At 41.0% G+C, this 26,011-nt stretch carries 28 protein-coding genes; 2 read left to right on the top strand and 26 right to left on the bottom strand.

Annotation, left to right across the window (positions count from 1 at the left end; genetic code table 11):
• Positions 1 to 152 precede the first annotated feature (152 nt).
• The 26 genes from spo0A to ACFX4L_RS03065 all read right to left on the bottom strand — a co-directional run bounded on the left by spo0A (position 153) and on the right by ACFX4L_RS03065 (position 24,194).
• Entirely contained in the window at positions 153 to 944 is a 792-nt protein-coding gene (spo0A, locus tag ACFX4L_RS03190) for a sporulation transcription factor Spo0A (RefSeq protein WP_061463989.1), read from the bottom strand.
• 319 nt (positions 945 to 1,263) lie between these two features.
• Positions 1,264 to 2,556: a SpoIVB peptidase gene (gene spoIVB, locus ACFX4L_RS03185; protein ID WP_061463990.1), complete on the bottom strand. Its 1,293-nt coding sequence runs from the start codon at positions 2,554 to 2,556 to the stop codon at positions 1,264 to 1,266.
• Positions 2,557 to 2,719: 163 nt separating this feature from the next.
• Complete coding sequence (recN, locus tag ACFX4L_RS03180; protein WP_377403920.1) at positions 2,720 to 4,435, bottom strand: DNA repair protein RecN; 1,716 nt, start codon at positions 4,433 to 4,435, stop codon at positions 2,720 to 2,722.
• A 22-nt stretch (positions 4,436 to 4,457) separates the two neighbouring features.
• A complete protein-coding gene (gene ahrC, locus ACFX4L_RS03175; RefSeq protein WP_061144401.1) occupies positions 4,458 to 4,907 on the bottom strand; it encodes a transcriptional regulator AhrC/ArgR in 450 nt (149 codons plus the stop codon).
• A gap of 327 nt (positions 4,908 to 5,234) precedes the next feature.
• Positions 5,235 to 6,062 (bottom strand): TlyA family RNA methyltransferase, encoded by an 828-nt coding sequence (locus ACFX4L_RS03170; RefSeq protein WP_061463992.1) that lies wholly within the window; start codon positions 6,060 to 6,062, stop codon positions 5,235 to 5,237.
• A gap of 4 nt (positions 6,063 to 6,066) precedes the next feature.
• Complete coding sequence (gene dxs, locus ACFX4L_RS03165) at positions 6,067 to 7,959, bottom strand: 1-deoxy-D-xylulose-5-phosphate synthase (protein WP_061466140.1); 1,893 nt, start codon at positions 7,957 to 7,959, stop codon at positions 6,067 to 6,069.
• Between the two features lie 250 nt (positions 7,960 to 8,209).
• Positions 8,210 to 9,103: a polyprenyl synthetase family protein gene (locus ACFX4L_RS03160; RefSeq protein WP_284470247.1), complete on the bottom strand. Its 894-nt coding sequence runs from the start codon at positions 9,101 to 9,103 to the stop codon at positions 8,210 to 8,212.
• A 1-nt stretch (position 9,104) separates the two neighbouring features.
• On the bottom strand, positions 9,105 to 9,338 hold the full coding sequence (gene xseB / locus ACFX4L_RS03155) for an exodeoxyribonuclease VII small subunit (RefSeq protein ID WP_377403917.1): 234 nt from the start codon (positions 9,336 to 9,338) through the stop codon (positions 9,105 to 9,107).
• Positions 9,335 to 10,687 carry an exodeoxyribonuclease VII large subunit gene (xseA, locus tag ACFX4L_RS03150; RefSeq protein WP_089361485.1) on the bottom strand — a complete coding sequence of 451 codons (1,353 nt, stop codon included), beginning with the start codon at positions 10,685 to 10,687 and terminating at the stop codon, positions 9,335 to 9,337. The genes xseB and xseA overlap by 4 nt, the downstream gene beginning before the upstream one ends.
• A 150-nt stretch (positions 10,688 to 10,837) precedes the next feature.
• Positions 10,838 to 11,713 (bottom strand): bifunctional methylenetetrahydrofolate dehydrogenase/methenyltetrahydrofolate cyclohydrolase FolD, encoded by an 876-nt coding sequence (gene folD, locus ACFX4L_RS03145; protein ID WP_377403913.1) that lies wholly within the window; start codon positions 11,711 to 11,713, stop codon positions 10,838 to 10,840.
• A 68-nt stretch (positions 11,714 to 11,781) separates the two neighbouring features.
• Positions 11,782 to 12,174, bottom strand: a complete 393-nt coding sequence (gene nusB, locus ACFX4L_RS03140; RefSeq protein ID WP_061463996.1) for a transcription antitermination factor NusB — start codon at positions 12,172 to 12,174, stop codon at positions 11,782 to 11,784.
• A gap of 435 nt (positions 12,175 to 12,609) precedes the next feature.
• Complete coding sequence (locus ACFX4L_RS03135) at positions 12,610 to 13,011, bottom strand: Asp23/Gls24 family envelope stress response protein (RefSeq protein ID WP_375166286.1); 402 nt, start codon at positions 13,009 to 13,011, stop codon at positions 12,610 to 12,612.
• Positions 13,012 to 13,048: 37 nt separating this feature from the next.
• The gene (gene accC, locus ACFX4L_RS03130; RefSeq protein ID WP_284470244.1) at positions 13,049 to 14,401 is read right to left on the bottom strand and encodes an acetyl-CoA carboxylase biotin carboxylase subunit; all 1,353 of its coding nucleotides are present in this window, start codon (positions 14,399 to 14,401) and stop codon (positions 13,049 to 13,051) included.
• Positions 14,402 to 14,415: 14 nt separating this feature from the next.
• A complete protein-coding gene (gene accB, locus ACFX4L_RS03125; protein ID WP_061463999.1) occupies positions 14,416 to 14,913 on the bottom strand; it encodes an acetyl-CoA carboxylase biotin carboxyl carrier protein in 498 nt (165 codons plus the stop codon).
• 625 nt (positions 14,914 to 15,538) lie between these two features.
• A complete protein-coding gene (locus ACFX4L_RS03120) occupies positions 15,539 to 16,120 on the bottom strand; it encodes a SpoIIIAH-like family protein (RefSeq protein ID WP_377381752.1) in 582 nt (193 codons plus the stop codon).
• Positions 16,121 to 16,134: 14 nt separating this feature from the next.
• Positions 16,135 to 16,803, bottom strand: coding sequence for a stage III sporulation protein AG (gene spoIIIAG, locus ACFX4L_RS03115; protein ID WP_061464001.1), 669 nt, complete (start codon positions 16,801 to 16,803; stop codon positions 16,135 to 16,137).
• Positions 16,804 to 16,810: 7 nt separating this feature from the next.
• Positions 16,811 to 17,419 carry a stage III sporulation protein AF gene (spoIIIAF, locus tag ACFX4L_RS03110; protein ID WP_089361761.1) on the bottom strand — a complete coding sequence of 203 codons (609 nt, stop codon included), beginning with the start codon at positions 17,417 to 17,419 and terminating at the stop codon, positions 16,811 to 16,813.
• 18 nt (positions 17,420 to 17,437) lie between these two features.
• Positions 17,438 to 18,646: a stage III sporulation protein AE gene (gene spoIIIAE, locus ACFX4L_RS03105; protein WP_061464002.1), complete on the bottom strand. Its 1,209-nt coding sequence runs from the start codon at positions 18,644 to 18,646 to the stop codon at positions 17,438 to 17,440.
• 33 nt (positions 18,647 to 18,679) lie between these two features.
• Positions 18,680 to 19,060 carry a stage III sporulation protein AD gene (gene spoIIIAD, locus ACFX4L_RS03100; RefSeq protein ID WP_089361491.1) on the bottom strand — a complete coding sequence of 127 codons (381 nt, stop codon included), beginning with the start codon at positions 19,058 to 19,060 and terminating at the stop codon, positions 18,680 to 18,682.
• A gap of 23 nt (positions 19,061 to 19,083) precedes the next feature.
• Complete coding sequence (gene spoIIIAC, locus ACFX4L_RS03095) at positions 19,084 to 19,287, bottom strand: stage III sporulation protein AC (protein ID WP_034308319.1); 204 nt, start codon at positions 19,285 to 19,287, stop codon at positions 19,084 to 19,086.
• Positions 19,288 to 19,308: 21 nt separating this feature from the next.
• Entirely contained in the window at positions 19,309 to 19,824 is a 516-nt protein-coding gene (spoIIIAB, locus tag ACFX4L_RS03090; RefSeq protein ID WP_284470243.1) for a stage III sporulation protein SpoIIIAB, read from the bottom strand.
• Complete coding sequence (gene spoIIIAA, locus ACFX4L_RS03085; RefSeq protein WP_377403910.1) at positions 19,817 to 20,749, bottom strand: stage III sporulation protein AA; 933 nt, start codon at positions 20,747 to 20,749, stop codon at positions 19,817 to 19,819. The genes spoIIIAB and spoIIIAA overlap by 8 nt, the downstream gene beginning before the upstream one ends.
• Before the next feature lie 747 nt (positions 20,750 to 21,496).
• Complete coding sequence (gene efp, locus ACFX4L_RS03080; protein WP_034308328.1) at positions 21,497 to 22,054, bottom strand: elongation factor P; 558 nt, start codon at positions 22,052 to 22,054, stop codon at positions 21,497 to 21,499.
• A 26-nt stretch (positions 22,055 to 22,080) separates the two neighbouring features.
• Complete coding sequence (locus ACFX4L_RS03075; RefSeq protein ID WP_061464006.1) at positions 22,081 to 23,142, bottom strand: M24 family metallopeptidase; 1,062 nt, start codon at positions 23,140 to 23,142, stop codon at positions 22,081 to 22,083.
• Positions 23,143 to 23,589: a type II 3-dehydroquinate dehydratase gene (gene aroQ, locus ACFX4L_RS03070; RefSeq protein WP_284472033.1), complete on the bottom strand. Its 447-nt coding sequence runs from the start codon at positions 23,587 to 23,589 to the stop codon at positions 23,143 to 23,145. It abuts the gene before it with no gap.
• Between the two features lie 95 nt (positions 23,590 to 23,684).
• The gene (locus ACFX4L_RS03065) at positions 23,685 to 24,194 is read right to left on the bottom strand and encodes a YqhR family membrane protein (RefSeq protein WP_377381742.1); all 510 of its coding nucleotides are present in this window, start codon (positions 24,192 to 24,194) and stop codon (positions 23,685 to 23,687) included.
• A gap of 333 nt (positions 24,195 to 24,527) precedes the next feature.
• Here ACFX4L_RS03065 and ACFX4L_RS03060 point away from each other — a divergent pair, with 333 nt between their 5' ends.
• Positions 24,528 to 25,481 (top strand): DUF1385 domain-containing protein, encoded by a 954-nt coding sequence (locus ACFX4L_RS03060; protein ID WP_377381739.1) that lies wholly within the window; start codon positions 24,528 to 24,530, stop codon positions 25,479 to 25,481.
• A gap of 138 nt (positions 25,482 to 25,619) precedes the next feature.
• Positions 25,620 to 25,994 carry an SA1362 family protein gene (locus ACFX4L_RS03055; RefSeq protein ID WP_061464010.1) on the top strand — a complete coding sequence of 125 codons (375 nt, stop codon included), beginning with the start codon at positions 25,620 to 25,622 and terminating at the stop codon, positions 25,992 to 25,994.
• Positions 25,995 to 26,011: the final 17 nt, after the last annotated feature.

The raw sequence follows: 26,011 nt of genomic DNA, 5'->3' as shown, positions 1-26,011 counted from the left end.
AAATTGAAGTTGCCGATTATAAAAAATCACAAAGCAACTTCTTCCTGTCCCCTTACCACCAGACGGAGAGTTCTTATTTATATTTAGCGGCTCTAGCCTTTATATGGTCAATGGTTACCCTGAATCTTAACAACCGTTTCCCCCTACCCCTGTCAAGATGCTTTATGCTCGAGACGGAGCTTATCGGCCACCATAGCAATGAATTCGGAATTTGTAGGTTTTGCCTTAGTCATGCTGACGGTATAACCGAAAAGGGATGAAATGGATTCTATATTGCCACGGCTCCAAGCCACTTCAATCGCATGTCGGATAGCACGTTCCACACGGCTTGCTGTAGTATTGTACTTTTTTGCAATATCCGGATATAAAACTTTGGTGATCGATCCCAATAGTTCAATATCATTATATACCATGGATATGGCTTCCCTTAAATACAAATAGCCCTTGATATGTGCAGGCACTCCAATTTCGTGAATGATGCTTGTGATGCTGGCATCGAGGTTTTTAGGCTTGGGTTCATTTTGGGGACGATAGCTAAACTGACTATGATTTTTTAAAACCGCCTGCCCTTTACCGCTTACCTGACGAATATGATTGGCTAGATTTTCCATATCAAAAGGTTTTAGGATAAAGTAAGACGCGCCCAAATCAACTGCTTTTTTCGTGACATCTTCTTGACCAAAGGCAGTAAGCATAATTACATTAGGCATAGCACCCCGTTTTAACTCACGAAGTTTTTCAAGTACACCTAACCCATCTAAATGAGGCATGATAATATCGAGGATCAATATATCCGGATCAACGCTTTCAAGCATCCCCAGGCAATCTTGACCGTTATGTGCCACCCCAATTACTTCCATGTCTTCCTGTGCAGAAATGTATTCTTCCAGAAGGCCAACAAGTTCTCTATTATCATCTACAACGCACACCTTAATTTTTTTCACGCTTGATTTCCTCCTCAACTACAATTGGTCTTTTTTTCTATATGACTAAATTCTATTGTAATTGAACTTTTCGACAATGGAAACTAAATTCCTTTTATTTTTGAAAAAATATAAGGAATTCAATATTATTCTCCGGATATCTCTTGTTTTCGACTTCGTTTGCTATTCGAATGAACCGATTGTCGAAAAATCTTCATTTCGTTTTCATTTTATCACATCGTTTTAAAAAAACATCTATTTTTTGAAGAAATCATATTTAATTCCTACCCATGACCTGCGTTTTATAAAAAAAGGGCATCCAAAAGGATACCCGGTTTCATTAGCTTGCCTTTTCATAATTATCTTTGTCATATATATTTATACCGGCTTCGTTTAACATCCATTCGATATGAACTCCATACCCACTTGTAGGATCATTAACAAATACATGGGTGACTGCACCGATTAATTTCCCATTTTGTATGATGGGACTGCCGCTCATTCCCTGAACGATCCCACCCGTTTTTTGAAGCAATTCTTTATCCGTCACTTTTAAGACCATTCCTTTAATCGCAGGAAACTTCTGTGGTATGGAACTGACGATTTCCACATCGAATTCCTCTACTTTGGAACCATCCACCACCGTCAGGATTTTAGCTGGTCCTTCCTTTACCTCATGGGAAAGGGTGATGGGGAGCGCCTTGTCATTTATCCCATTTTTAAAATCTTGATTTAATTTCCCAAAGATCCCAAAGGGACTATTGCGATTGATATTTCCTATTTTTTCTTTATTAGAAGAAAAGCGTGCCAATTTTTCTCCCGGATCACCATTGCTTCCCTTTTCGATGGACGTGACAGTCGATTGAACGATCTGTCCGTCCTTTACAACAATCGGCTTTTTTGTATCCATATCGGAAATGACATGTCCCAATGCCCCATATTTTTTCGAGTCCGGGTGATAAAACGTCATCGTTCCGATGCCGGCTGCTGAATCACGGATATACAAACCTAATTTGTAAGTTCCTTCATTCTTATCTTTCAAAGGTAAAAGGGTACTATGAAGCACTTTATTCTCTCGGTTAATGACCAAATTCAACGCCTGACCCTTTTCACCTGCCTGTTGAACAAAAGGGGTTACATCCCCCATCTTCTTTATCGTCTGACCATTGATTTCTGTAATAATATCACCTATTTCAATTTTCGCTTTTTCTCCTGGTGATTTTTTTCCCTGCGCAGTATCAATAAGATGATGACCTACTACGAGCACCCCAAGAGTATTAAGCTTCACTCCAATGGATTGGCCTCCAGGCATGACTTTAAAGTCTTTTATCACTCTAATGTCGACCTTTTTGGCAGGCAGGCCTGCTACATCGAGTAACACTTCATTCGTCCCTGGTTTCTCAGCACCAAGCGTAATTGAAGTTTGCTCATCATGAAGCGAAATCCCATCACTGGATCCCGAAGCTTTTGCAGAAACAGGCAATGATTTGGAAATACTATATTGACTTCCTTCAAATAGTACAAGATGATTTGGAATTAAAAAATATTCACGAGATGGCTGGTATAACCCTAATGTTAATAGCGAAACAAGGAGAATTCCACCGATGATTCTGTTTATCCATACAAATTTCAATCCATTCACTCTCCTCGCTCTCTGAAACTTTATGGCTACACCTTTAATTTAGCCCTCAGGACAGTCATTTATAACAGGTACACAAAATAAAAGCTATCCGTTTTTGGATAGCTTTACAATGAATGCTTATGATAAAAGTTTAAATAATCTTCTTACTGGCCCATCAAGATGTAATCTTCAGCCTTTTGGCCAGCTGAATTAATTCATTGGCATGCTGCTTCGTCAAATCCGTAATCTCGACTCCTGAAATCATCCTGCCGATTTCTTTTATTTTTTCAGTTTCAATTAGAGGCTTTACCGAGGTATTCGTACGTCCAGCCCTTACATTTTTCGCTATGAAAAGGTGGATATCCGCCATAGCTGCCACCTGTGGTAAATGGGATATGCACAGCACTTGAGACCCCGTTGCCACTTTATAGATCTTTTCAGCAATCGATTGTGCAACCCGTCCGCTCACACCCGTGTCCACTTCATCAAATATAATCGACGTTATGCCTTGGTGCTTTGAAAAAATGCTTTTCAAAGCCAGCATGATCCTCGACAGCTCTCCACCCGATGCAATTTTAGAAAGGGGTTTTAACGGTTCCCCCGGATTGGTGGAAATATAAAATTCCATCGAATCCAGCCCCGATTGATTAATGCCCCTATCTGATAACTCATCGAAAGTATAAGCCGTTTGAAGGAAATGGGGTTCGAAAATTGTCTTTTCCATGTATAAATCTTTTAATTCCTGATGGATCTTTTTGGTTAACTGCTGAGCGAATGTCTGACGAAGGTCAGACAAATTCTTTGCTTCAACAATTAAATCAGCCTTTATTGATTTCATTTCCTTTTCAAGCTTTGCTATGTGTGTTTCCCTATTTTGCAGTTTTTCGACTTCTTCTTCTATGCCTGCACCATATTCCAGGATTTCCTCGATGGACCGCCCGTATTTACGTTTTAATTGATTTATTTCATTTAGGCGACTTTCAATGAATTCAACACGTTCTGTATCAAAATCCAAAGAGTCTAATTGATCTCGGATGTTCGATACGGCCTCTTCAAGAAGGAAGTAACTATTTGATACGGTCTCGGAGCTGTTTTTTAAACCTTCATCAAGCCCTGCCGCCTCTTCCAGGTTATTCATGGCTACGGAAAGCCAATCAATTGCATGCTGCTCACCATTTAAAGCATTATAACTCGTTTGCAGCGCTTCATGAATTTTTTCGAAATTATTAATTTTCTTCCGCTCTTCCATCAATTCTTCATCTTCGCGAAGTTTTAAATCAGCTTTTTGGATTTCATCGAATTGAAATTGGATCAAGTCAAGGCGATGGACCATTTGCTGTTCATTTTGACTCAAACTATTTAATTGTTTAGAAGCGGTTTCATAACGTTTATATAGCTTTTGGTATTCCGTGAGTGCCGATGCGATTTTTTCTCCGCCGAATTGATCCAGCAGAGGAAGGTGGAGCCGTTCATCCATTAATTCCTGATGTTCATGCTGACCATGAATATCTATCAATGTCCGTCCTATCTCGCGTAAAATGGCAATCGTTACAAGTTTTCCATTTACCCTGCAAACGCTTTTGCCGCTCAGTGAAATATCCCTACGAAGAATGGCCATACCGTCATTCATATCCAGGCCAAACTCCTCTGCCTTGGCAAAGACCGGGTGTTTCTCATCTTCAATTTGAAATAATCCTTCTATTTCGGCCTTCGACTCACCATGCCGTATGAACTCGGCAGAACCACGTCCTCCAACCAAAAGGTGAACGGCATCTATAATAATTGATTTCCCTGCCCCTGTTTCTCCGGTCAAGACAGTCAAGCCTTTCTCAAATGAAACGGACAGGCTGTCTATGATCGCAAAATTCCTAATCGATAGTTCTGTTAACAAACTAGGTCACCTCACAAAATTATTAGAGCATGTCCAAGAATTTGCCGGAAATGATCTTTGCATCTTCCTCAGAACGGCAGATAATTAAACAAGTGTCATCGCCGCCGATCGTCCCGAGTATTTCTTGCCAATTTAAATTATCAATCAATGCACAGATTGCCTGGGCATTACCCGGGAGCATCTTCATTACCAGTAAATTATTGGCTGCGTCAATGCGTACAAAAGCATCAACCAGGATTCTCTTTAATTTTTGAAGTGGATTGAAACGTTGATCGGCTGGCAGGCTATATTTATACCTTCCATCAGTTAAAGGGACCTTAACAAGGTGAAGCTCTTTAATATCCCTTGAAACAGTGGCCTGAGTTACATTGTATCCAGCTAATTTCAGTTCTTCAACTAGCTCATCCTGGGTTTCTATATCATTATTCGTTATAATGTCCCTTATTTTTATATGTCGTTGTCCTTTATTCATAAGTAGAAGCACCTCTTCTCAACTGTTGCTCATTTAATGGAGTATCACTTTTATATCATACTTAAGCAAGCTGCCCAAAATGGGATTGTTTCAAGTATCATCCGTACGTGCAAATAGACCGCTTTCTAAAGTGGCTAATATTAATGTTATCGGATTTTTATGCAATTGTACAACTTTTTCTCTAAAAAGCATAACAACTCTATTTTTTGTTCATACCTATTTTATGTATTCCCCTTAAATGATTCAAGTGCATTACAGGACCATTTAAAATTAAAAAGCTCCTTTTAGCCAACCATCCAGCCAAAGGAGCCATACAAAAAGTTCTAGCTATTCTTTTTTAAATTGGGCATGGGCTTCCCTAACGATGTCATCAACCGTTTTCGAAAGCAATATCGCTCCATCGTCTTTTGACCCTTGCCAGTATAAATGAAGTAAAAATTCAATATTTCCATCACCGCCGGTAATCGGTGAGAAAGAAGCATCCTTAATATCGTAGCCTTCCTTTTTTGCAAAAGAAATGATCTTATCCAACACTTGTTTATGGATTTTGGGATCACGAACAATCCCCTTTTTACCCACTTGATCCTTCCCAGCTTCGAATTGCGGTTTAACTAAAGCAACGACGTCGCTATCCGGAACGAGGAGCGTCTTTAACACCGGTAAAATTAACGTTAACGAGATGAAAGAAACATCAATGCTTGCAAAGTTTGGCATCTCCCCATCGAGATCGGCGGGTGTAACATAACGGAAGTTCGTCCGTTCCATTACTTTTACCCGTTCATCCTGCCTAAGCTTCCATGCAAGTTGATTATAGCCTACATCAAGTGCATAAGACATTGTGGCTCCATTTTGCAGGGCACAATCGGTGAACCCTCCAGTTGATGATCCGATATCAAGCAGGATTTTTCCGTTCATTTGTAAATCGAATTCCTTTAAGGCCTTTTCAAGTTTAAGTCCGCCTCTTGAAACGTAAGGCATTACTTTTCCTTTGATCGTAAATTCAAGATCGACCGGCACTTTTTCACCCGGTTTTTCGTACCTCTCTTCATTCGCGTAGACAAGACCAGCCATAACCATACGCTTCGCTTTTTCACGTGTATCGGCCAAACCTTGTTCTACAAGTAATATATCTACTCTTTCTTTCATCACTTTCATATTGTCAGGCCCTTTTTTCTTTTTTTGGTGTTATCATTTTAATCTTTTTGATGGCTGTCTCTGTCGTTAAACCGATTTCTTCAAGAAGTTCATCGACACTGCCATGTTCAATGAAATAATCAGGTATTCCCATTCGATCTATAATTGCCCCATAAAAACCTTGATCATGAGCATATTCAAGTACAGAACTACCAAAACCACCTTGTAGAACCGCTTCTTCTATAGTCAAGATAGGCATTTTTTCACCAAGAAGACTGCTTAGCATGTTCTCATCCAAAGGCTTAATGAAACGGGCATTGATCACCTTAACTGAATAATCCTCTTTCTCAAGCAGTTCTGCAGCTTTAAGAGCCATGGGGATGGTTGTACCGAACGTTAAGATGGCAGCATCCGTTCCTTCTTTAAGAACTTCCCACGTACCGATTGGAATCTGCTGTAAGTCAGTATCCATTTCAACTCCCGAACCATTCCCACGAGGGAAACGCATAGCGATCGGACCATCATTATAGCTTAAGGCCGTATTGACCATATGTTGGCCTTCGTTTTCATCTTTCGGCATCATCAACACCATATTTGGAATGTGGCGTAAGAAAGCAATATCGAAAACCCCTTGATGTGTTTCACCATCGGAACCAACCAATCCGGCACGATCGATCCCTATGAATACGTTTAGATTCTGTCGGCAGATATCATGGACCACCTGATCGTAAGCCCTTTGCAGGAAGGTTGAATAAATAGCCAGGAATGGTTTCATTTTTTGCGTTGCCAATCCAGCTGCAAAAGTTGCTGCATGCTGCTCGGCAATCCCTACATCATAGAAACGTTCTGGGAACTCTCGGGAAAACCCCACCAATTTCGAACCTACAGGCATTGCAGGTGTAATCGCGACAATCCGTTCATCTTCACGAGCGAGCCTGCTGACAGTATCGCTTACGAGGGCACTCCAAGCAGGAGCTTTACTAGTGGATTTCACGAAATCGCCTGTCTCGATCTTGTATGGGCCTGTCCCATGCCAATTTCCTGTTGTATCCAACTCGGCAGGTGAATAACCCTTGCCTTTTTTCGTGATAACATGAAGCAGTACGGGTCCTTTCGTTTTCTTGGCATATCTTAAATTCTCCAGCAATTCTTCATAATTATGACCATCAACTGGTCCAAGGTATGTGAACCCGAGTTCTTCAAAAAAGATTCCTGAGACCAATAAGTACTTCATGCTATCCTTCAAGCGTTCAGCGGTAGCCGCAAGTTTACCACCGACTGCAGGAATTTTTTTCAAAAGCAATTCCAATTCATCTTTTGCCCAGTTATATTTACCTGCTGTCCGCAATCTTCCCAATATCGTGTGTAAAGCACCTACGTTAGGGGCTATCGACATTTCATTATCATTCAGGATAACGATCATGTCCTTTTTTTCATCACCGATATGATTCAAAGCTTCAAGCGCCATTCCGCCTGTTAGGGCCCCGTCCCCGATGACAGGTAAAATAAAACTTTTTTCACCTTTGATATCACGGGCAGCCGCCATTCCCATTGCAGCTGAAAGAGAAGTCGAACTGTGACCGGTTTCCCAAACATCATGAGGGCTTTCAATCATTTTAGGAAAGCCGCAAAGACCTTTATATTTCTTTAAGGTATTGAACTCTCCAGCTCTGCCAGTCAGGATTTTATGGACATAGGATTGGTGACCGACATCCCATAAAATTTTATCGTTCGGACTGTCGAATTCTTTATGCAAGGCTATAGTCAACTCGACTACACCTAAATTGGGACCAATATGCCCACCGGTCACCGATAATTTTTCCACAAGAAATTTTCGTATTTCCATACTTAACTCAACTAGTTCTTCATTATTCATATTCTTCAAAAAAGAAGGGTCTTTTATAGATAGAAGATCCAAACAGGACCACTCACTTTCTGTCATTTTCGGTTGTAAGCAAAAACAAAGCCTCATAAAAGAGGTCTATATGGAAGACTTGACCGAAAAATTGGTTTTAAGTTAAAAAATAGCCGCCAACACCCAGGTGATTTCGGCGGCTTAATATACCTATTTATCACGTATCTCAATTAAAAATCCCATTTGGGTTTTCACATATTTTTGCACAATGAGTATACCATAAAACCTCATTTGATAACAAATTTAGCCACAATCAATGGTTACGGTTCGCTATTAAATCAGTTAGATCATTCAACAGACCCGTTTGTAATGTTGTTTTTCCTAAAGCGGCATGAGCAAGTTCAATATGATGTTCCAACTTTTCCTTTGCCCCTTGAAGAGTAAGTAAAGAGGGGTATGTGCTTTTGTGATTTCCCACATCACTGCCAACCGGCTTGCCGATCAACTCTACTGATCCTTCAATATCCAGAATATCATCCCGAATCTGAAAAGCAAGCCCCAGATGGTATGCAAAGTCACGTAAATGCAGTCGCTGTTCTTCATTCGCCCCGGCCAATATAGCTCCGGAAAGGATGCTAGCAGTCAATAATTTCCCTGTTTTATGTTCATGGATATACTCCAATTCCTGGAGCGTCAACTGTTTATTTTCACCTTCCATATCGGCAACTTGACCGCCAACCATCCCTTCGGCTCCGGCGGACCTGGCAATTTCACATACAAGGTTCAGCTTCATTTCAGCCGTCACCTCGGGATCGATCATTTCCGTCACCAATTGAAAACTATATGTAAGGAGGGCATCACCTGCCAGTACTGCTACCGCCTCACCGAATACTTTATGGTTCGTCGGTTTTCCCCGGCGAAGATCATCATCATCCATCGCCGGGAGATCATCATGGATCAATGAATATGTATGTATCATTTCAATGGCAGCGGCTGCAGGTATCCCCATCCTCAAGTTTTTCCCAAAGGCCTCTAGAACCGCAAAGACCAATAAAGGGCGAATCCGTTTACCGCCTGCTTCCAATGAATAGATCATGGATTCTTTGACCACAGCCGGAGCTTTCAACTTATTGACATATTCAACGATTTCTCTTTCTATAATCGCCTTATATTCTTTAGAAAACATATCAAAGGACGCCGTACCCATGTTATTCTTCCTCCTGGACAGCGAAGTTTTCAAGTTCCCCATCTTCGCGTAAAATTTGAGTCAATTGATCTTCAACTGCCTTAAGTTTTGAGTGACAAAGCCTGGATAAATCCATTCCTTGTTTATATATGGAGAGGGCTTCTTCTAAGGGCACATCCCCCTCTTCCAACTGTTCCACAATTTTCTCGAGATTCTCCATCGCTTCTTCAAATGTAGCTTCCTGTTTTTTTGTCATGGTTCCATTCGCTCCTTTATTTCTTTAATTTCACATTCAAGGGTTCCATCTTTTATGGAAACGGCTATTCTATCCCCTTCGGTTACTTGCTGTGTACTTTTCACTAATGTCTCATCCTCAGCAAAAACCAATCCATAGCCCCGTTCCATGATTTTTAATGGGCTGAGGGCAGACAACGTGGCTGTAATATGAACGAACTGCTGTGATTTTTGCCGATAGATGGCTTCCATGGCCCTCCGTAATACTTTTGCATGCTGCCGCAATTCATCTTTGGATTTTTTCACAGCTTGTTCAGGATGCTGCTTTTTCAGAATATCGTTGATCTGATTAAGCTCATCTCTCTTTTTCATGAAATAACGCGTGCTGGACCTCCCTAGCCTGTCCATCGTCTTGTCTAGCTGTTCAAGCTTCTGTTCATACATTTTATGTGGATAACGAAAAGCATAAGACCTCTCCATCCTGGTCAATCGGGTGCGTTCAAAATTCACCGCTTCACGAATGGATCGGGTCAAGCGATTCTTACGGTTCATCAGACGTTCGTGTATTTCATTAAGATGGGGAACTGCTAACTCTGCTGCACCAGTCGGCGTAGGGGCCCTCATATCGGCGACAAAATCAGCGATTGTAAAATCGGTTTCATGACCGACAGCAGAAATTATCGGTATATCAGAATCATAGATCGATTCAGCCACTATCTCCTCATTAAAGGCCCATAGCTCCTCGATCGACCCGCCACCCCTTCCGACAATGAGCACATCGCTTTCCGCCCTTGCGTTAGCCATGGAAATTGCCTTGGCAATCGATTTAGCGGCATTATTCCCTTGCACAAGTGCAGGGTAAACGATAATTCTGGCAATTGGATATCTTCGCTTGATTGTTGTCAGGATATCTCTTAGTGCGGCTCCGGTCGGTGAAGTTATGACTCCCACAGACTTAGGGTACTGTGGAATCGGTTTCTTATGTTCGGCCAAAAACAAACCTGCCGCCTCCAGCTTTTTCTTCAGCTGTTCATAAGCAAGATACAAATCCCCAACGCCATCAGGTGCCATGCTTTTCACATATAGCTGATACTGTCCGCCAGCTTCATATAATGATATATCGCCCTTAACAAGTACCTTCATTCCATTTTCGGGGAGGAATTTCATCCCTTTGTTATTGGCGGCGAACATAACGGATAGGAGTCGGGCCTTCTCGTCCTTTAGAGTAAAATACATATGTCCGCTTGTATGTTGTTTAAAATTCGAAATTTCGCCTTTTATGTATACATTTTGCAAATGGGGATCGGCATCGAACTTCCTTTTGATATATTTCGTTAAAGCCGATACACTCAAATATTGTTGGTTGCTCATATAATGTCTCCTTCCGATGGAAATCGGATATAAAGAAAACTTACCTATAGGTTACACTTAAAACTTGATTAAATCTATGAATGGAAAAAAGCGGTCTCCCGTTATTATAAAACAAGAGGTCCGCTTCTTTAAAATAATTTAACGCTTTTTTCAGCTTTTCAATGCTTGCTTGTTCTGTTCAAGTGCTTTTTGAGCAGATTTGACCGTATTCTTCATAAGCATCGTAATCGTCATGGGACCAACGCCTTTAGGAACAGGTGTAATGAATGAAGCCTTATTTTTCACTTCATCAAACGCCACATCACCGCAAAGCTTCCCTTCTTCATTCCTGTTCATTCCGACGTCAATGACGACTGCACCTTCTTTGATATGTTCACTCGTGATCGTGTCCCTCTTGCCGACAGCGGCCACAACGACATCAGCTTGCTTGGTATAATACGCAAGGTCCTTTGTCTTTGAATGACAGTAAGTAACGGTTGCATTCGCATTTAAAAACATTTGTCCGGCTGGTTTTCCAACGATATTACTTCTCCCTACGATGACAACATGCTTACCTTCAAGGTCATAGTCGATATACTCAAGCATCACCATGACACCGTATGGCGTACAAGGTAAAAAGGCATCCTGCCCCGTCATCATCCGCCCAATATTAATCGGATGAAATCCATCTACATCCTTCTCGGGGGAAATCGCTTCAATGATCGCTTTTTCCTGAATATGTCCAGGCAACGGCAGCTGCACCAATATACCGTGAATACTGTTATCCTGGTTTAATTCATCAATGCTCTGAATTAATTCCTCCTGAGATAGTTCCGCAGGCTTTTTAATTAACACAGAATGCATGCCCAAATCTTCACAGGCCTTTTGCTTATGGCGTACATAGGTTTGTGAAGCTTGATTGTCGCCCACCAGGATTACAGCCAAACCCGGAACGATATTTTTTTCACGTAACTGCTGCACTTCCTTACTCATTTCCTGCCTAACTGACTCTGCAATTTCTTTACCATTAATGATTTGAGCTGACATGTGTATATTCCTCCCAAGATAATTTGCTAAAGAAATTGCTGAGAAAATCCTCGTTCAAGACTGCAGCTTTAGCTGCCGCTTTTCACCTTTACTTTGGATAAAACGGCATTTACAAAGCTGCTTGATTGATCATCACCGAATTTCTTAGCAATTTCAATAGCTTCATTCATTGCAACACTTACAGGAACATCTTCACTGTGAATCATTTCATAAACCGCGATCCGCAGTAAATTCCGATCAATGTTCGCCAGTCTTTCCAACGTCCAGTTCTCTAAATTGTCCCTGATCATTGCATCAAGTTGTTCACGATTTTCCGTTATTCCCATTACTAATTTCTTGAAATATTCATCAGTAGGAGCACCATCCAGTACGCTTTCCATTGCTTCTTCTGCATTCGACTTGGCAATATCTATCTGATATAGTGCTTGAAGGGATTTTTCACGGGCTACTCTTCTTTTCATAATCTTACTCCTTTAACATCTACTATTATATATGAAAATGCTAGAACAAACGAACATTAAATAATATTTTTTGAAAAATATTAAGATTTTCGCTGTTTTTTTTATCAATTAAGCTAATCTCACTAAAATTAAGGCCAAAAGACTCAAACACCTTGATTCAAGACAACATCTCAAGATTCATTTCCAGTTAAACGGCCAACAAAGTCCCATACTTTTTTTAAGTGTCAAAAAGCTCTTGCCTAGCTTTCATGCTCATATTTCACCTTTTACACTCTAACAGAAATCACCCTTGAATTAAAGGGAAACTTCCAGACACCGCCTTATTATGTTCATTTTACGTAATATTATAAGCGGGGTATCATCAAGTCAAAAATTCCAAAAACAAAAACCCGGCTTTTTGCCGGGTTTTTGCAGGTGTGAATCGAATGAAGCCACTTACACTTCTTGTTCGTGGTCCGCTTCTTGTTTAGCGTTTTCAAACGCAATGCCTACTACATGAATGTTCACTTCGCCCGCGTCGATAGCGGTCATATTCAACAAAGCTTCACGAATGTTATCTTGAACTTCCTGAGCAACTTTCGGAATCGAAACACCAAATTTCATGACACAATAAAGTTCGACTTTGATGGATTCTCCCGATAAGTCCACTTTAACACCTTTACCGTGATTCTTTTTACCAAGCTTTTCAACAACACCTGTAGCGAAATTCCCGCGCATATGTGCAACACCTTCAACTTCCGATGCAGCGATACCCGCAATTACCTCTATCACCTCAGGTGCAATCTCCACTTTACCCAGCCCATTATAATCATTCATTTCGAGTAATTGGCCTTCCATTTCATTCATTCAAAAGCACCTCCTGTCTTCCTTTACATTATGAGTTCATTACATCATATATTTCAAGGAATTTGGTATTAAATTCTCCGGAAACAAATTGTTCATGCTGAAGTAACTTAATATGGAAAGGAATTGTCGTATTGATCCCCTCAATGACAAACTCTCCTAAAGCGCGTTTCATCTTCTCAATCGCCTCGTCCCTCGTCGGTGCATGGACAATCAATTTAGCGATCATGGAATCGTAATACGGCGGTATCGAGTACCCAGGGTATGCCGCAGAATCCACACGCACTCCGTAGCCGCCTGGGGGTAAATACATGTGAATTTTACCTGCGGAAGGCATAAAATTCTTTTCTGGATTTTCTGCATTGATCCGGCATTCGATAGACCATCCGTTAAAAGTCACATCTTCTTGTGAAAGTGATAGTTTGTCACCTGAAGCAACTTTGATCTGTTCCTTAATCAAATCCACGCCCGTTACCATTTCTGTAACTGGGTGCTCAACCTGGATACGTGTATTCATTTCCATAAAGTAGTATCTTCTATTCACATAGTCATAAATAAATTCAACTGTACCTGCACCTGAATAGTTAACGGCAAGAGCAGCCGTAACTGCAGCCTGCCCCATTTCCGCCCGTGTTTCACCATCAAGGGCTGGAGATGGAGTTTCTTCAACAAGTTTTTGCAAACGACGCTGAACCGTACAATCACGCTCGCCTAAATGTATGGCGTTGCCATGATTATCTGCCATGACCTGGATTTCAACGTGACGGAAGTCCTCAATGAACTTTTCAATATACACGCCTGGATTCCCAAATGCCGTCGCGGCTTCCTGTTGCGTGATGTTTATGCCTTTGATGAGATCCTCTTCGGTCCTTGCAACGCGGATACCTTTACCGCCACCGCCGGCAGTAGCTTTGATGATGACTGGATAGCCCATTTCGTTAGCTAGGGCTACACCCTCATCCGTATCTTTAATTATGCCTTTAGAACCGGGAACGATCGGTACACCAGCTTTGCGCATGGTTTCCCTTGCTACGTCCTTTGTTCCCATTTTATTGATGGCTTCTGGGCTAGGACCGATGAAAATGATATTACATTCACGGCATAGCTCAGCAAAGTCGGCATTTTCAGCAAGGAATCCATATCCAGGGTGAATCGCATCAGATCCCGTTTTCTTGGCTGTACTGATTATGTTCGTTGTATTTAAATAACTGTCTTTTGATAATTTAGGACCGATGCAATATGCTTCATCAGCAATTTGAACATGTAATGCTTCTTTATCCGCTTCTGAATAGACCGCTACAGTCTCGATCCCTAACTCTTTGCATGCCCGGATGATTCGGACTGCAATTTCCCCACGATTGGCAATCAATACCTTTTTAATCATTTAGAAACAGCTCCTCATTCCGGCTTTACTAAAAATAATGGTTGGCCATATTCTACAAGTTGACCTTCTTTTACAAGGACTTCAACGATTTCACCGGTTACTTCGGCCTCGATTTCATTGAAAAGTTTCATAGCTTCCACGATGCAGACAATGGAATCCCCTGTTACTTTATCGCCTGCTTTTACGTATGCAGGAGAATCCGGTGCAGGAGATTGGTAGAAGGTCCCTACCATCGGAGAAGTGATTTTATGTAAATTTTCCTGTTCCGTGACGGCAGCAGCCGGTTTTGCAGGTTCAACAGCTTTTGGCACTACAGGGGCAGGGGCCGCTGCGGGCTTGACCTCTACAGCTCCATTGGCTTGAACAACTTCTGGAGCAGCTGCTGGGTGTAATACTGTACCCGTTTCAGTTTTTTTCAATTTAATTTTCGTTCCTTCATTTTCAAAAACGAATTCACTGATATTTGATTGATCGACTAGCTTAATTATTTCACGAATTTCTTGCACTTTCATTTTGTGGCACCCCTTGTCTAATTTAATATGAGTTTGTGAGGCAATAATATTTTATGTAACCTTTTACCTTTAGCTTATCCTACCTTGTCCATTTATGCACAAAGTAGTCGCTTTCTCCATGCGAAAGCGAATAAACTGAATACACACCTCATCTGTATTATAACAGATATTTCACTTTCTCAAAATATTGTTTCCTTTAGAAAATTGAAAAGTTTATGACCAGCTTCTAACATCATACAATATTAGCTTATACAAATTCAATGATAGATTAGTTGCAGCTTGAAATCCATACTTCTATATTACACCTTTATTATAATATTGTGAATAATTTTAAACTGGATCCCCTCAGCGTTTTCACCTGATTTTTGCGAATTACCCCTGAAATACCAGCTATAAATTTTAGTATAATTACTTTTCTAGAATATTACTGAGAATTATAGTCACCATTTCTATTTGAGTTCTTGATATAAATAGACATAAAAAAAACTTTTCCTCTAAAGTTTCCCGATTGGATGATCGCGAAAAAAGCTTAATAAAAAAAGCCACCCTTTTTTTATTAAGGGGGACTTTCACATTTTCATGATTATGAACTGTTGTGTATCAGCTCTTTCATCTGTATGTGAGATTACTTTTCCGGTTGAAAATCGACCACTACATTTTGTGCATCGCTCACTTCTTTCCTTACGAGGCGGATAATGTTATTGGCCTCTGTTTTCGTCTGTTTATCGGCCTTGACACTCACCTTTACATCCGTTCCATCCACACGGACAAGTGCGGCATTGTAATCCATGGCCACTATTAAGTTTTCGATGATATTTTCTTTTACCTTCGTTTCACTTAATTGTTCGATTTTCGCATAGGCCTCGTCTCTTTCCTCAGAGGAAAGCTCTGTGTTGCCCATCTTTGCAGTCAATTCTTCATTCAGCTTCGCCCGTTCATCTTCAATCTGCAACCTTAACGATTCAAATTCATCCCCTGATGCAATGGTTACAGAAGAACCTTCTGTATTTTTGGCCGTTTCTTTTTCACTTTTATTTTCCCCTTTTGTATCAGCTTTGCTTTCTGTTTTATTTTCTGCCTTTTCCATTTGTTCTGTTGCCGTCATATCGGCGGCATTTTCCTCAGGAGCGGTTAAATAATAGACTGAAAGTACAACGACCAGACTTAGCATAGTCAATAACCAAACGGTTTGTTTTTTTAATAACATGTAGATTTTCCCCCTTATTTTTTAGGCATGACAGAAACCCGGTGACTCGGTACATCCAGTGAACGTGTGACAGCTTCGATGATCCACTTCTTTATTTGAATGTTTTCGGCTCCTTTAGCGACTACGAGGACTCCTCGTACACTAGGCTTTTTCGTTTCCGAAATGATCGGTCCTTCTTTTTCACCGCTTTTGACCAAAACGAGCTGTTCATCAACCGATGTGTCTTCGACCGTCCTTTTGCCGCCTTCCTTGTCGGTTTCTTGTGTGACTTGTTTTTGGGTGACTTTGTTTCTTTCATATACTTTTTTCTCGGATGCATCCACATAGATTACGACTTTTACATCCTGGACGCCTGCGATGGATTCAAGCGCTTCCTTCATTTCATTCTGAAGATATATTTCATAATCTTTTGTCGTCTTGAATTCGGATTTCTTCTGGCCGAATGTTTCAACCTCCCCTTCATCGTCCTGTTTATCATTATTGAATACAGTCTTCACTTCAGGTGTTTGTCCCGTCTGGTTGGTGGTTAACAAATTCCCGGCCATCATAATTCCCGCTCCCAAAAGGACAACTATTAGTGCATAGACATACAGGGAAGGTTTTTTTTCCTTAGGTTCTTTTTGGTCAGGGTCTTTATTTAATAGTTTTTGCAGCCAGGATAACGGACCTTTGTCTTTGTTCAATACTCAGTCACTTCCTTTCCCCGGCGATTTCAATGATCTCTTCATCAACGGACCAACTTGTTGCCAGAAACCTTTTCACAGCATCAAGATTGGCATCATTCGAAGAGGATAGTTTCTCTGCATTGATATCAACCTTCGCTACTGCCTCTATCCCCGAGTCTTCTTTCCCTTCTGCCTTTTCCAATGATATCGTTATGTTTTGCAAATCATCAGCGCTCGGTTCTTCCTCATTTTTGACCCCTACATCAATTGAACTAATCTTCATGTTATAATCCACCATCAGCTCCTCTTCCACTTCTGCCTGTAAGTCAACAGCCATTTGTTTTAAAATATATGCACCCTGGGTAGCTTGTATTTCTTTTTTCTTCATTTCTGTCAAATTTCCTAAATCTTTTTTTTTCTGATCTTGAAATTCACTTGTAGCCGCAGAGAGGATTTCGTCGAAATCCTTATTGAATAATCCCAATATAGGAGTGATGATGATCGCAATCAGTAAAAGTCCGATTACCATTTTGGCATACTTCTGTAAAGCTGAATTCGGAAGAAGCATATCGATCACAGTAGCCAGCAATACAAATATGATGATGTTAGATACCCAGCCAGCTAAAAAACTCACCAAAGCCCTCCTCCTTTCTTAACGAACCATCAGTGTAATGTTTCCAGAAGCGATAATTACAGTGATACTTAAAAAGAACATGAGTGAGACAATGGCCAGTGCTGCGAAAATATAGATCATGCTTTTACTTATAACGTCAAGACATTTTATTACAGGCCCTCCGCCCAGCGGCTGCAAAAGACTCGCTGCCAACTTATAGACAAAAGAAATCATCAAGATTTTTATTGCTGGAAATGTGGTTATGAGCAAGAGAATTATGACACCTGACAAGCCCACTGTATTTTTCAGCAGAACGGAGGCACTAATGACCGTATCCGTTGCATCAGTAAACATGCGCCCTATTACCGGTATAAAGTTACCTGTCACGAATTTGGCCGTCCTGATCGTCACTCCGTCTGCTACAGCGGAGGATGCTCCTTGAACGGATATGACACCAAGGAATATGGTCATGAATGCACCTAGTATCCCGATAGCAAAATTTCGGAGAAGTTGTGCCATCTGTGTCACTTTGTAATGTTCGGTCAATGTGCTGACAATGCTTAAAATCGCTGCAAAGAATAAAAGAGGGAGGACGACAAACTGGATCAAGATTCCGCTTGTATTCATTAAAAACATTAAGACCGGGTGAAAAAAAGCTGCTGATACAAGTCCTCCTGAAGCGGCAATTAAGGCCAAGAGTAAAGGGATGAGCGCCATTAAAAAGGAAATCATCAAATCTATCGTATCCTTTGTATATTCAATCGCCACATGAAAACTGTTAAGTGCCAAAATGATCAGCACCATATAAACGATTGCATAAGCGACCTTACTAACGGAGCTTTGTTCGAACGCGTTCTGCAAAGACTGCAGGAACATGCTGAAAACGGTTAATAAAATGAGTGAGCCCAGCAGCTTACCATTCACAAGCAGTTCATGAAAAATGAATTTTGTAATTCCCTTTATCCATTGGTCAAAGGAGAATTTCTTATCACCGCTTACAAAATCCATGAAGCTCCCCTTCTGGCTTTCCGGTAAGAACCCTCCATATTCCGTAACGATGTCATCCCAATATTGTTTGAGCTCATCGACACCCAGCCTGTCTATTTGGGCTTGTACCAATTCGGTCTGCATGATCGGCTCTTGATCGATTTCACCATTTTCAGGATTTTCGGCGGCTTGTCCAATAGATGTATGCAAAAAAAAGAGTAAAACGAATAGAATGGATAAGTAAGGCATCCGCTGCTTCATACATTCACCTCATTGACTAGTAGGAGTGATCCGTTAACTTGGGAGCATCTGTAAAATCGTTTCGATAATGACCGTCAAAATCGGAATCGCCATGGCAAGAATCAAGATTTTCCCGCTCAATTCTATTTTGGAAGCGAGCGACCCTTGCCCTGCATCTTTTGTAATTTGAGAAGCGAATTCAGCAATATAGGCAATTCCGATTATTTTTAAGATGGTCTCTAGATACACGCTATTTACATGTGCATTCACTGCAATTTTTTCTAACATTAAAATAATTTCGTATATTTTATCCGCTAAAAAAAGAAAAATGGAGCAGCCTACAAAAATGACGAGCAGGAATGCGAAATTTGGTTTTTGCTCTTTGACGATCAAGGCCAAAAAGGTGGCAACTAGGGCAATGGCCACGATTTTTATGATTTCAATCGCGAATCCCTCCCTTACTGAAATAGGAATACAGATTTAATTTTTTGAAATAAATCCTCCACTACAGAAGCTACCATGAATAAAATATAGATAAATCCGAAAAGTGTCACCCACTGGGCATATTCCTTCTTCCCAACCTGATCGAGTATTGTGTGAAGAAATGCCACAACTAGCCCCACACCTGCTATTTTAAATATGATGTCCACATCAATGCCCATTTTCATTCCCCCCACATATTCCTACATCAGCAAAATGATCAATAATAGCCCTGATAAAAAACCAAGACTTTTCATCATTTTTTCATACTTTACCTGTCGGTCGAGCGCATCGCTCTCTTCTCTTTCCAAGTGTGCCATCGTTAGCATGATTTGCTTTTGCTGATGATATTTATCGCTTCTTCCAAGCGTCTCCCCAAACTGTGAAAGTATCTCGAATTCCCCCTGTTTTAAAGCAAGGGATTGCCATATTTTCTTCAAACTATCAACCCATGCTTCTTTGACGGTGGTCTCACCTGACTCGAGTCGAGTTGCAAAGGTCTCGAAAAAGATGGATAAAGGTTTGGCCATCTGCTTAGACAGTTTCCTCGCTGCCTCTTTCAAAGGTGTATGACCATACATGATTTCAGCTTCGAGCGATTGCATGGCGACTTTCAGCTGTCTCAGTTGACGAGGCCTCATACTTAATTTTTTCGCAGCTTCGAAACCCGCCCATGTCGTTGCTATAATGATTATCGCTGCTCCAATTATCTTAAACATGCGGGTTCACACCTTCTCCCAAGAAAATAGGAACCCCCGCTGCATCAAGGACTTTATAGCTCCTTTTTCCGGATTTGCTTCTCTGTAATTCTATAAAACGTTCAAAGATGTTTTGCTTTAATATTTCGGCGATAAAAGGCCGCTTCTTAATTTCATCCAAAGTATGGCCATGTGTAGTTATCATGAGTTTAATACCTGCATTAACTGCTTCGAGCACAGCTTGTGTATCCTCAGCGCGGCCTATTTCATCCACGATCAATACATCCGGGGACATCGAACGGATCATCATCATCATCCCTTCCGCTTTAGGACATCCATCGAGCACATCCACCCTTGTTCCAAATTCAAGCTGCGGCACGCCATGAACACATCCGGCAATTTCTGAGCGCTCGTCCACTATTCCCACCTTTTGAGGGGGAATTCCCCGTTTTTCATTTCCACTGGATATCATTCTTGCAATATCACGCAATACGGTCGTTTTTCCTGTTTGCGGAGCACCGATCAACATTGTATGCTGCCATTCCCCATTATATAAATAAGATGTTAGCGGTTCAGCAGCACCTATTTTTTCACGTGCAATCCGAATATTGAATGAGGAAATGTCCCTGATCGCTTTGACCGACCCATTTTCCAGGATCACCTTGCCAGCAAGACCCACCCGGTGTCCGCCCGCTATAGTTATATATCCCCGCTTTAATTCTTCCTCAAGTGTATATAACGAAAATTGACCGATTTGATTCAATAATTGATCTGCATCCGAATGGGTCACTTCATAGGAAAAGAAGAAAGGTTCCCCACCCACAATGACCTCAAGCGGCCTTCCAACGCGAATCCGCAGCTCTTCCATCTTCTCGATCATCATCGGTGTCATGCTCCGGAGTTGCTCGTATAATTTTTTCGGTAAAAATGAAAGAATCGTTTCCATTTTGACAATCCTCCTGTATACACCACTTTCAATAAAATATATGCCGACCAGACCGTAATGATGACAGGCTAATAAAGAAACAGACCATTTATTGAACTTTTTTATATCCTTCGGAATCTAAAAAAAACCAAAAAAAGACCGAGAAATTAATCTCGATCTCAAGCTGTAGACAAATTCGAAGAAAGCGAGTTTGTCTAAGTTTTTTATGGCTTGTACAATTTGGACGTTGATTGGAAAGTAGGGCACTCTCTTTCCGCGGGCGGTCCGCCCTCGGCGCCATTGCTCCTGCGGGGTCTCCCTTGAACACACTTTTCCCGCAGGAGTCTCGTACCTTCCGTTACCAATCAACTTTGGTTTAACATTAAGATAGACCTACAGTCTTTTAAAATAGAAAAAAACTTGAGGTGATAAGGATTCTTTTTAAAACATGATTCTATTCAGCGGCATAAGCTTGAAATGATTACTTTAGACCGGCTGGTGCCAGCTTGTAAAATGGAGATTAAAGAGGGCTATCGTGAGTACAAATCACATATCCTTTTGTACAACTTGTTCATTTTTATCACAGTGTACAGAAAGTAAAGACCATCAGAAAGTAGTGACACGCCATATTTGGCAAGAAGAAGCAGATCATCTGCGTCATCATGAAGTCAAATCCAATAAAAAATCAAAAAGGTTTCGGAATGAGACCATTCCGAAACCTTTTTGTCTACAACTGAAACCGAGATATTAATCTCGGCCTTCTTTCATTTATGCACGTGATACGTAAGAGCCTTCATTTGTATTGATCAATAATTTGTCACCTTGGTTGATGAAGAATGGAACTTGAACCGAAAGGCCCGTCTCAAGTACGGCTGATTTCGTTCCGCCTGAAGATGTATCGCCTTTTATTCCCGGCTCAGTTTCCGCCACTTCCAGTTCTACAGTGTTTGGAAGCTCTACCCCAAGTGTTTCGGCTTGGAAAGTCATGATATGGACTTCCATATTTTCTTTAAGGAATTTCAATTCACGTTCAATGCTTGAAGCTGGCAGCTCGATTTGGTCATATGTTTCGTTATCCATGAATACATGGCTATCACCACTTGCATAAAGGTACTGCATCTTGCGGTTTTCGATATGTGCTTTAGCGACTTTTTCACCAGCACGGAATGTTTTCTCTTGGATTGAACCTGTACGAAGATTACGAAGTTTAGAACGTACAAAAGCTGCACCTTTACCAGGTTTAACATGTTGGAACTCAATAACCTGCCAAATTCCATTATCTACTTCAATCGTAACACCCGTGCGAAAATCGTTTACAGAAATCATAAATTTGTCCTCCTACATGTACATGTTTACAGAATGATTAACTCTTTCGTTGAATGAGTAAGTGCTTCGTTACCTTCAATTGTAACGATTGTATCATCTTCAATCCGAACTCCGCCAACACCCGGTAGGTAAATGCCCGGCTCGACGGTTACGGCCATACCTGGTTCTAAAATGATATCAGACCTTAAGGATAATGCAGGACCTTCATGGACTTCCAGACCGATTCCATGTCCAGTCGAATGTCCAAAATACTGCCCGAATCCCTTTTCTTCAATTAAATTACGAGTTAGTGCATCCGCTTCCCTGCCCGTCATCCCAGGTTTAATCCCAGCCATTCCGCGCAGTTGCGCTTCTAAAACAATGTCATAAATGTTAATAAGTTCTTCACTCGGCTTGCCAACTGCTAATGTCCGAGTTATGTCAGACACATACCCGTTATAGTATGCTCCGTAATCCAATGTGACAAAATCGCCTTTTTCAATGATTTTATCCGTAGCAACTCCATGCGGGAGAGCTGACCTTACGCCAGATGCTACGATAATATCAAAGGAAGAGGAAGTTGCCCCCTGTTTCCTCATAAAGAATTCAAGTTCATTGGATACATCCAGTTCTGAAATCCCTGGACGCATGTAATCCAGAATATGTGTAAAGGCAGCGTCAGCAATAGCAGCCGCTTCCTTTAATATCTTAATCTCTGATGAAGTCTTTATCAAGCGTAAATTCTCAATAACTCCAGACACCGGCAAAAGTTGTCCTTCAATGGCCGCTTCGTATGCCTTATATGTGGCAAAAGTCAGATGATCTTGCTCAAAGCCCAGTGTGCCGATCTTCATTTCTTTTACTTGCTTACCGACCTCTTCGGTGATGGTTCCTTTGTGCTGGACGATTTCATAGCCCGTAGCCTGCTTTCCTGCTTGTTCCACGTATCTGAAATCAGTGATGAATTTAGCTTCATTTTGGGAAATCAGGACGACGCCTGCACTTCCGGTAAAATTGGTCATGAATCGGCGGTTATATGTACTGGTGATCAATAAACCATCAATGCCCACCTTTTCCATTGAGGCTCTTAAGCGCATTAGTTTATTCATTTACTTTCTCCCCTTTGCAATCTTTGTGATCGCCTGCAACGCCAATTCATATCCGTGTATCCCCAAGCCGACAATCTGTCCCGCCGATACCGGCGCGGTCACCGATTCATGCCGAAAGCTTTCACGGGCATGTATGTTCGAAATATGCACTTCCACAACTGGAACATCAATTCCGGCTATTGCATCACGAATCGCATAGCTATAATGAGTAAAAGCTCCAGGATTAATGATAATCCCGTCGATCCCCTGATCCTCTGACCAATGGAGCTTGTCGATAATCGCCCCTTCATGGTTAGTTTGAAATGAGGTTAGTTCCACATTTAACCCTTGAGCTTGCTGATGTAATAGAGCTTCCACATCCGCAAGTGTCAAGGATCCATAATGCGCAGGTTCCCGCTTCCCCAAGCGATTTAAATTCGGACCATTGATTAGTAAGATTTTTGTCATCATCAAACACCTGCTCATCATTAAAAGAATGCTTTCCATGAACATTCTATCATAATTACAAATTGTCTTACTACTTTTTTACAACCAAGAAGCAATCAGCTTTCCGATTGCTTCTCGGCCTTGTTTTTTTGACGTAGATATTCCTGATGATCATATGATATGGAATACCCTACAAAAAGACCGTATAAAATAAAAATGCAGACACTGGTTATAATCGTATTTGACGACATTTTTGAAATGGTTGGCAAATCGGCGAACATCGGTTTCAGGACAAATACCAGCAAAACCCAGCAAACCACTCCAAAAAAAATACCCGAAAAGATACTCTTCATCCTTTTAAAAAGACTATAGTAGATAAAAGCGATCCCCACGGATAAAATTCCGAACAAAAGTATGGTCATTACCGTACCAAGCCAGTGATCGATCCAGACCATATTCGACCACGACGTAAGTATGAATTTTGGGCTAAACCCCATAAAATTAACATAATGGGCTATGATTCCAATTAAACTGGCTACAGCCCCCCCAACAAAACCGATAGCTAGTACATTGTAGATCGCACCTTGATTTTCCTGTTGAATTTGTCCATTTACATTAGAAGACATATCAAGCACCTCCGCTACGTAGTATGCCCTTTGTTAAATAGAACTATTTTTTTTTATTCTTAGGGAGGAGAATCACTAGAGGTTTTGTGATTTATTCTGTATGATTAAATCATAAATAATGTACTTTTTTCAGAGGAAAATACCCATCCTCTGTTGAAGTTTATAATGTACACAGGATACTACCTTCCTGTGATTCAACATTCATAAAGTAATTGCAGGGATAAAGCCGCCATTTAAATTTTGGAGACCGACTTTATCCCTTGTGATACTTGATAATAAACATGTTAGCACCCAAGAGAGAGCTACGTGAATAACTATTAGGTTGGTGTAGAAATGTCTGAGGTCCAAAAACCCGTTTATGGAGGGCAGGCTGTTGTGGAAGGCGTCATGTTTGGCGGTAAACATCACACAGTCACTGCGGTACGCCGCAAAGATTCAACGATTGTATATTATCATCTGCCGCGTGAAACGAAACCTGTTGTCAACCGCTTAAAAAAAGTACCGTTTCTAAGGGGTCTCGTATCACTGATACAGTCAAGTGCCATCGGTTCAAAACATCTGAACTTTTCCACTGAACAGTATGAAGAAGAAGAAGGGGAAAAGCGGGACGAAAAGAAAAAAGAAACTAAAGAATCTTCTAAATTAAGTGTATGGCTTGGAGTTGCCGTAATCGGTGTCCTTTCCTTCCTATTCGGGAAGCTGCTTTTCACTTTGATTCCCGTATTTCTTGCCGAATTGACAAGACCCATCTTCAGCGGCCATATGGCCCAGGTTTTAATCGAAAGCTTGTTCAAGTTGATATTATTGCTGGTATACATTTACTTAGTATCCATGACTCCATTGATCAAGCGGGTCTTTCAGTATCACGGTGCAGAGCATAAGGTGATCAATTGCTTTGAAAGCGGAAAAGAATTGACCGTAGCAAATGTGCAGGCAAGTTCACGCCTTCATTATCGCTGTGGCAGCAGCTTTATTTTATTTACAGTCATTGTTGGCATGTTTGTCTATATGCTTGTTCCAATCGATCCATTATGGCTCCGTGTCGTGGATCGCGTTTTGCTTATCCCCGTAGTGCTTGGCATAGCCTTCGAGGTATTGCAGTTGACCAACAAAGTAAGAGATATTCCAATTCTGCGTTACCTTGGCTATCCTGGCCTTTGGCTTCAGTTATTGACAACCAAAGCCCCTACCGACGATCAAGTCGAAGTTGCATTGGCATCCTTCCATGAACTGTTGAGGATGGAAAAAAAGACCGAAAAAGGTTTAGAATCCGATGTTATTGTGTAAAACACCTATACACATTTTGATGATGAAAAGTCATATACTAAATTAAGGGAATAATCTTCATTAATTTCTAGTATTTTACATGGGTAATGTTTAAAATAAGCAAAAAATGCTTATGATGCTCTTAAGGAGGTGTCTTTGTTGAAACGTTTCATATCTTTCATGATATACGGAATCATTGCCCTCGGAGTCCTCGGACTAATGAGCCGACTATTTAATGACCCGATTGGCTTTTTTAGAAACATTCTCATAATAGCCATTGTCGCAGGGATTATTTATATGATTTATACCGGATTAACAAAGGGAAAACCAGTAAAAAAAGAGCAGCAAGCATTCCGAAAGGCTGCACGCCAATCGAAAAAAAGGCTAAAAAACCGAACTTCGAAAAAGGATAATGTGGCTAGCTTTTCTGCAGCAAAATCATCAAAAAAAATAAAAGTGAGAAAGAAAACGGATAGTCACTTAACCGTCATTGAAGGAAAAAAGAATAAAAAGAAAAATCGGGCTTCTTTTTAAGAGCCCGATTTTTTATG

The organism is Peribacillus sp. YIM B13482 (assembly GCF_042787975.1).
Classification (GTDB): Bacteria; Bacillota; Bacilli; order Bacillales; family DSM-1321; genus Peribacillus; species Peribacillus simplex_A.
Note: the sequence above shows the minus strand (reverse complement) of the source record. Positions and strands in the feature narration are given on the sequence as shown.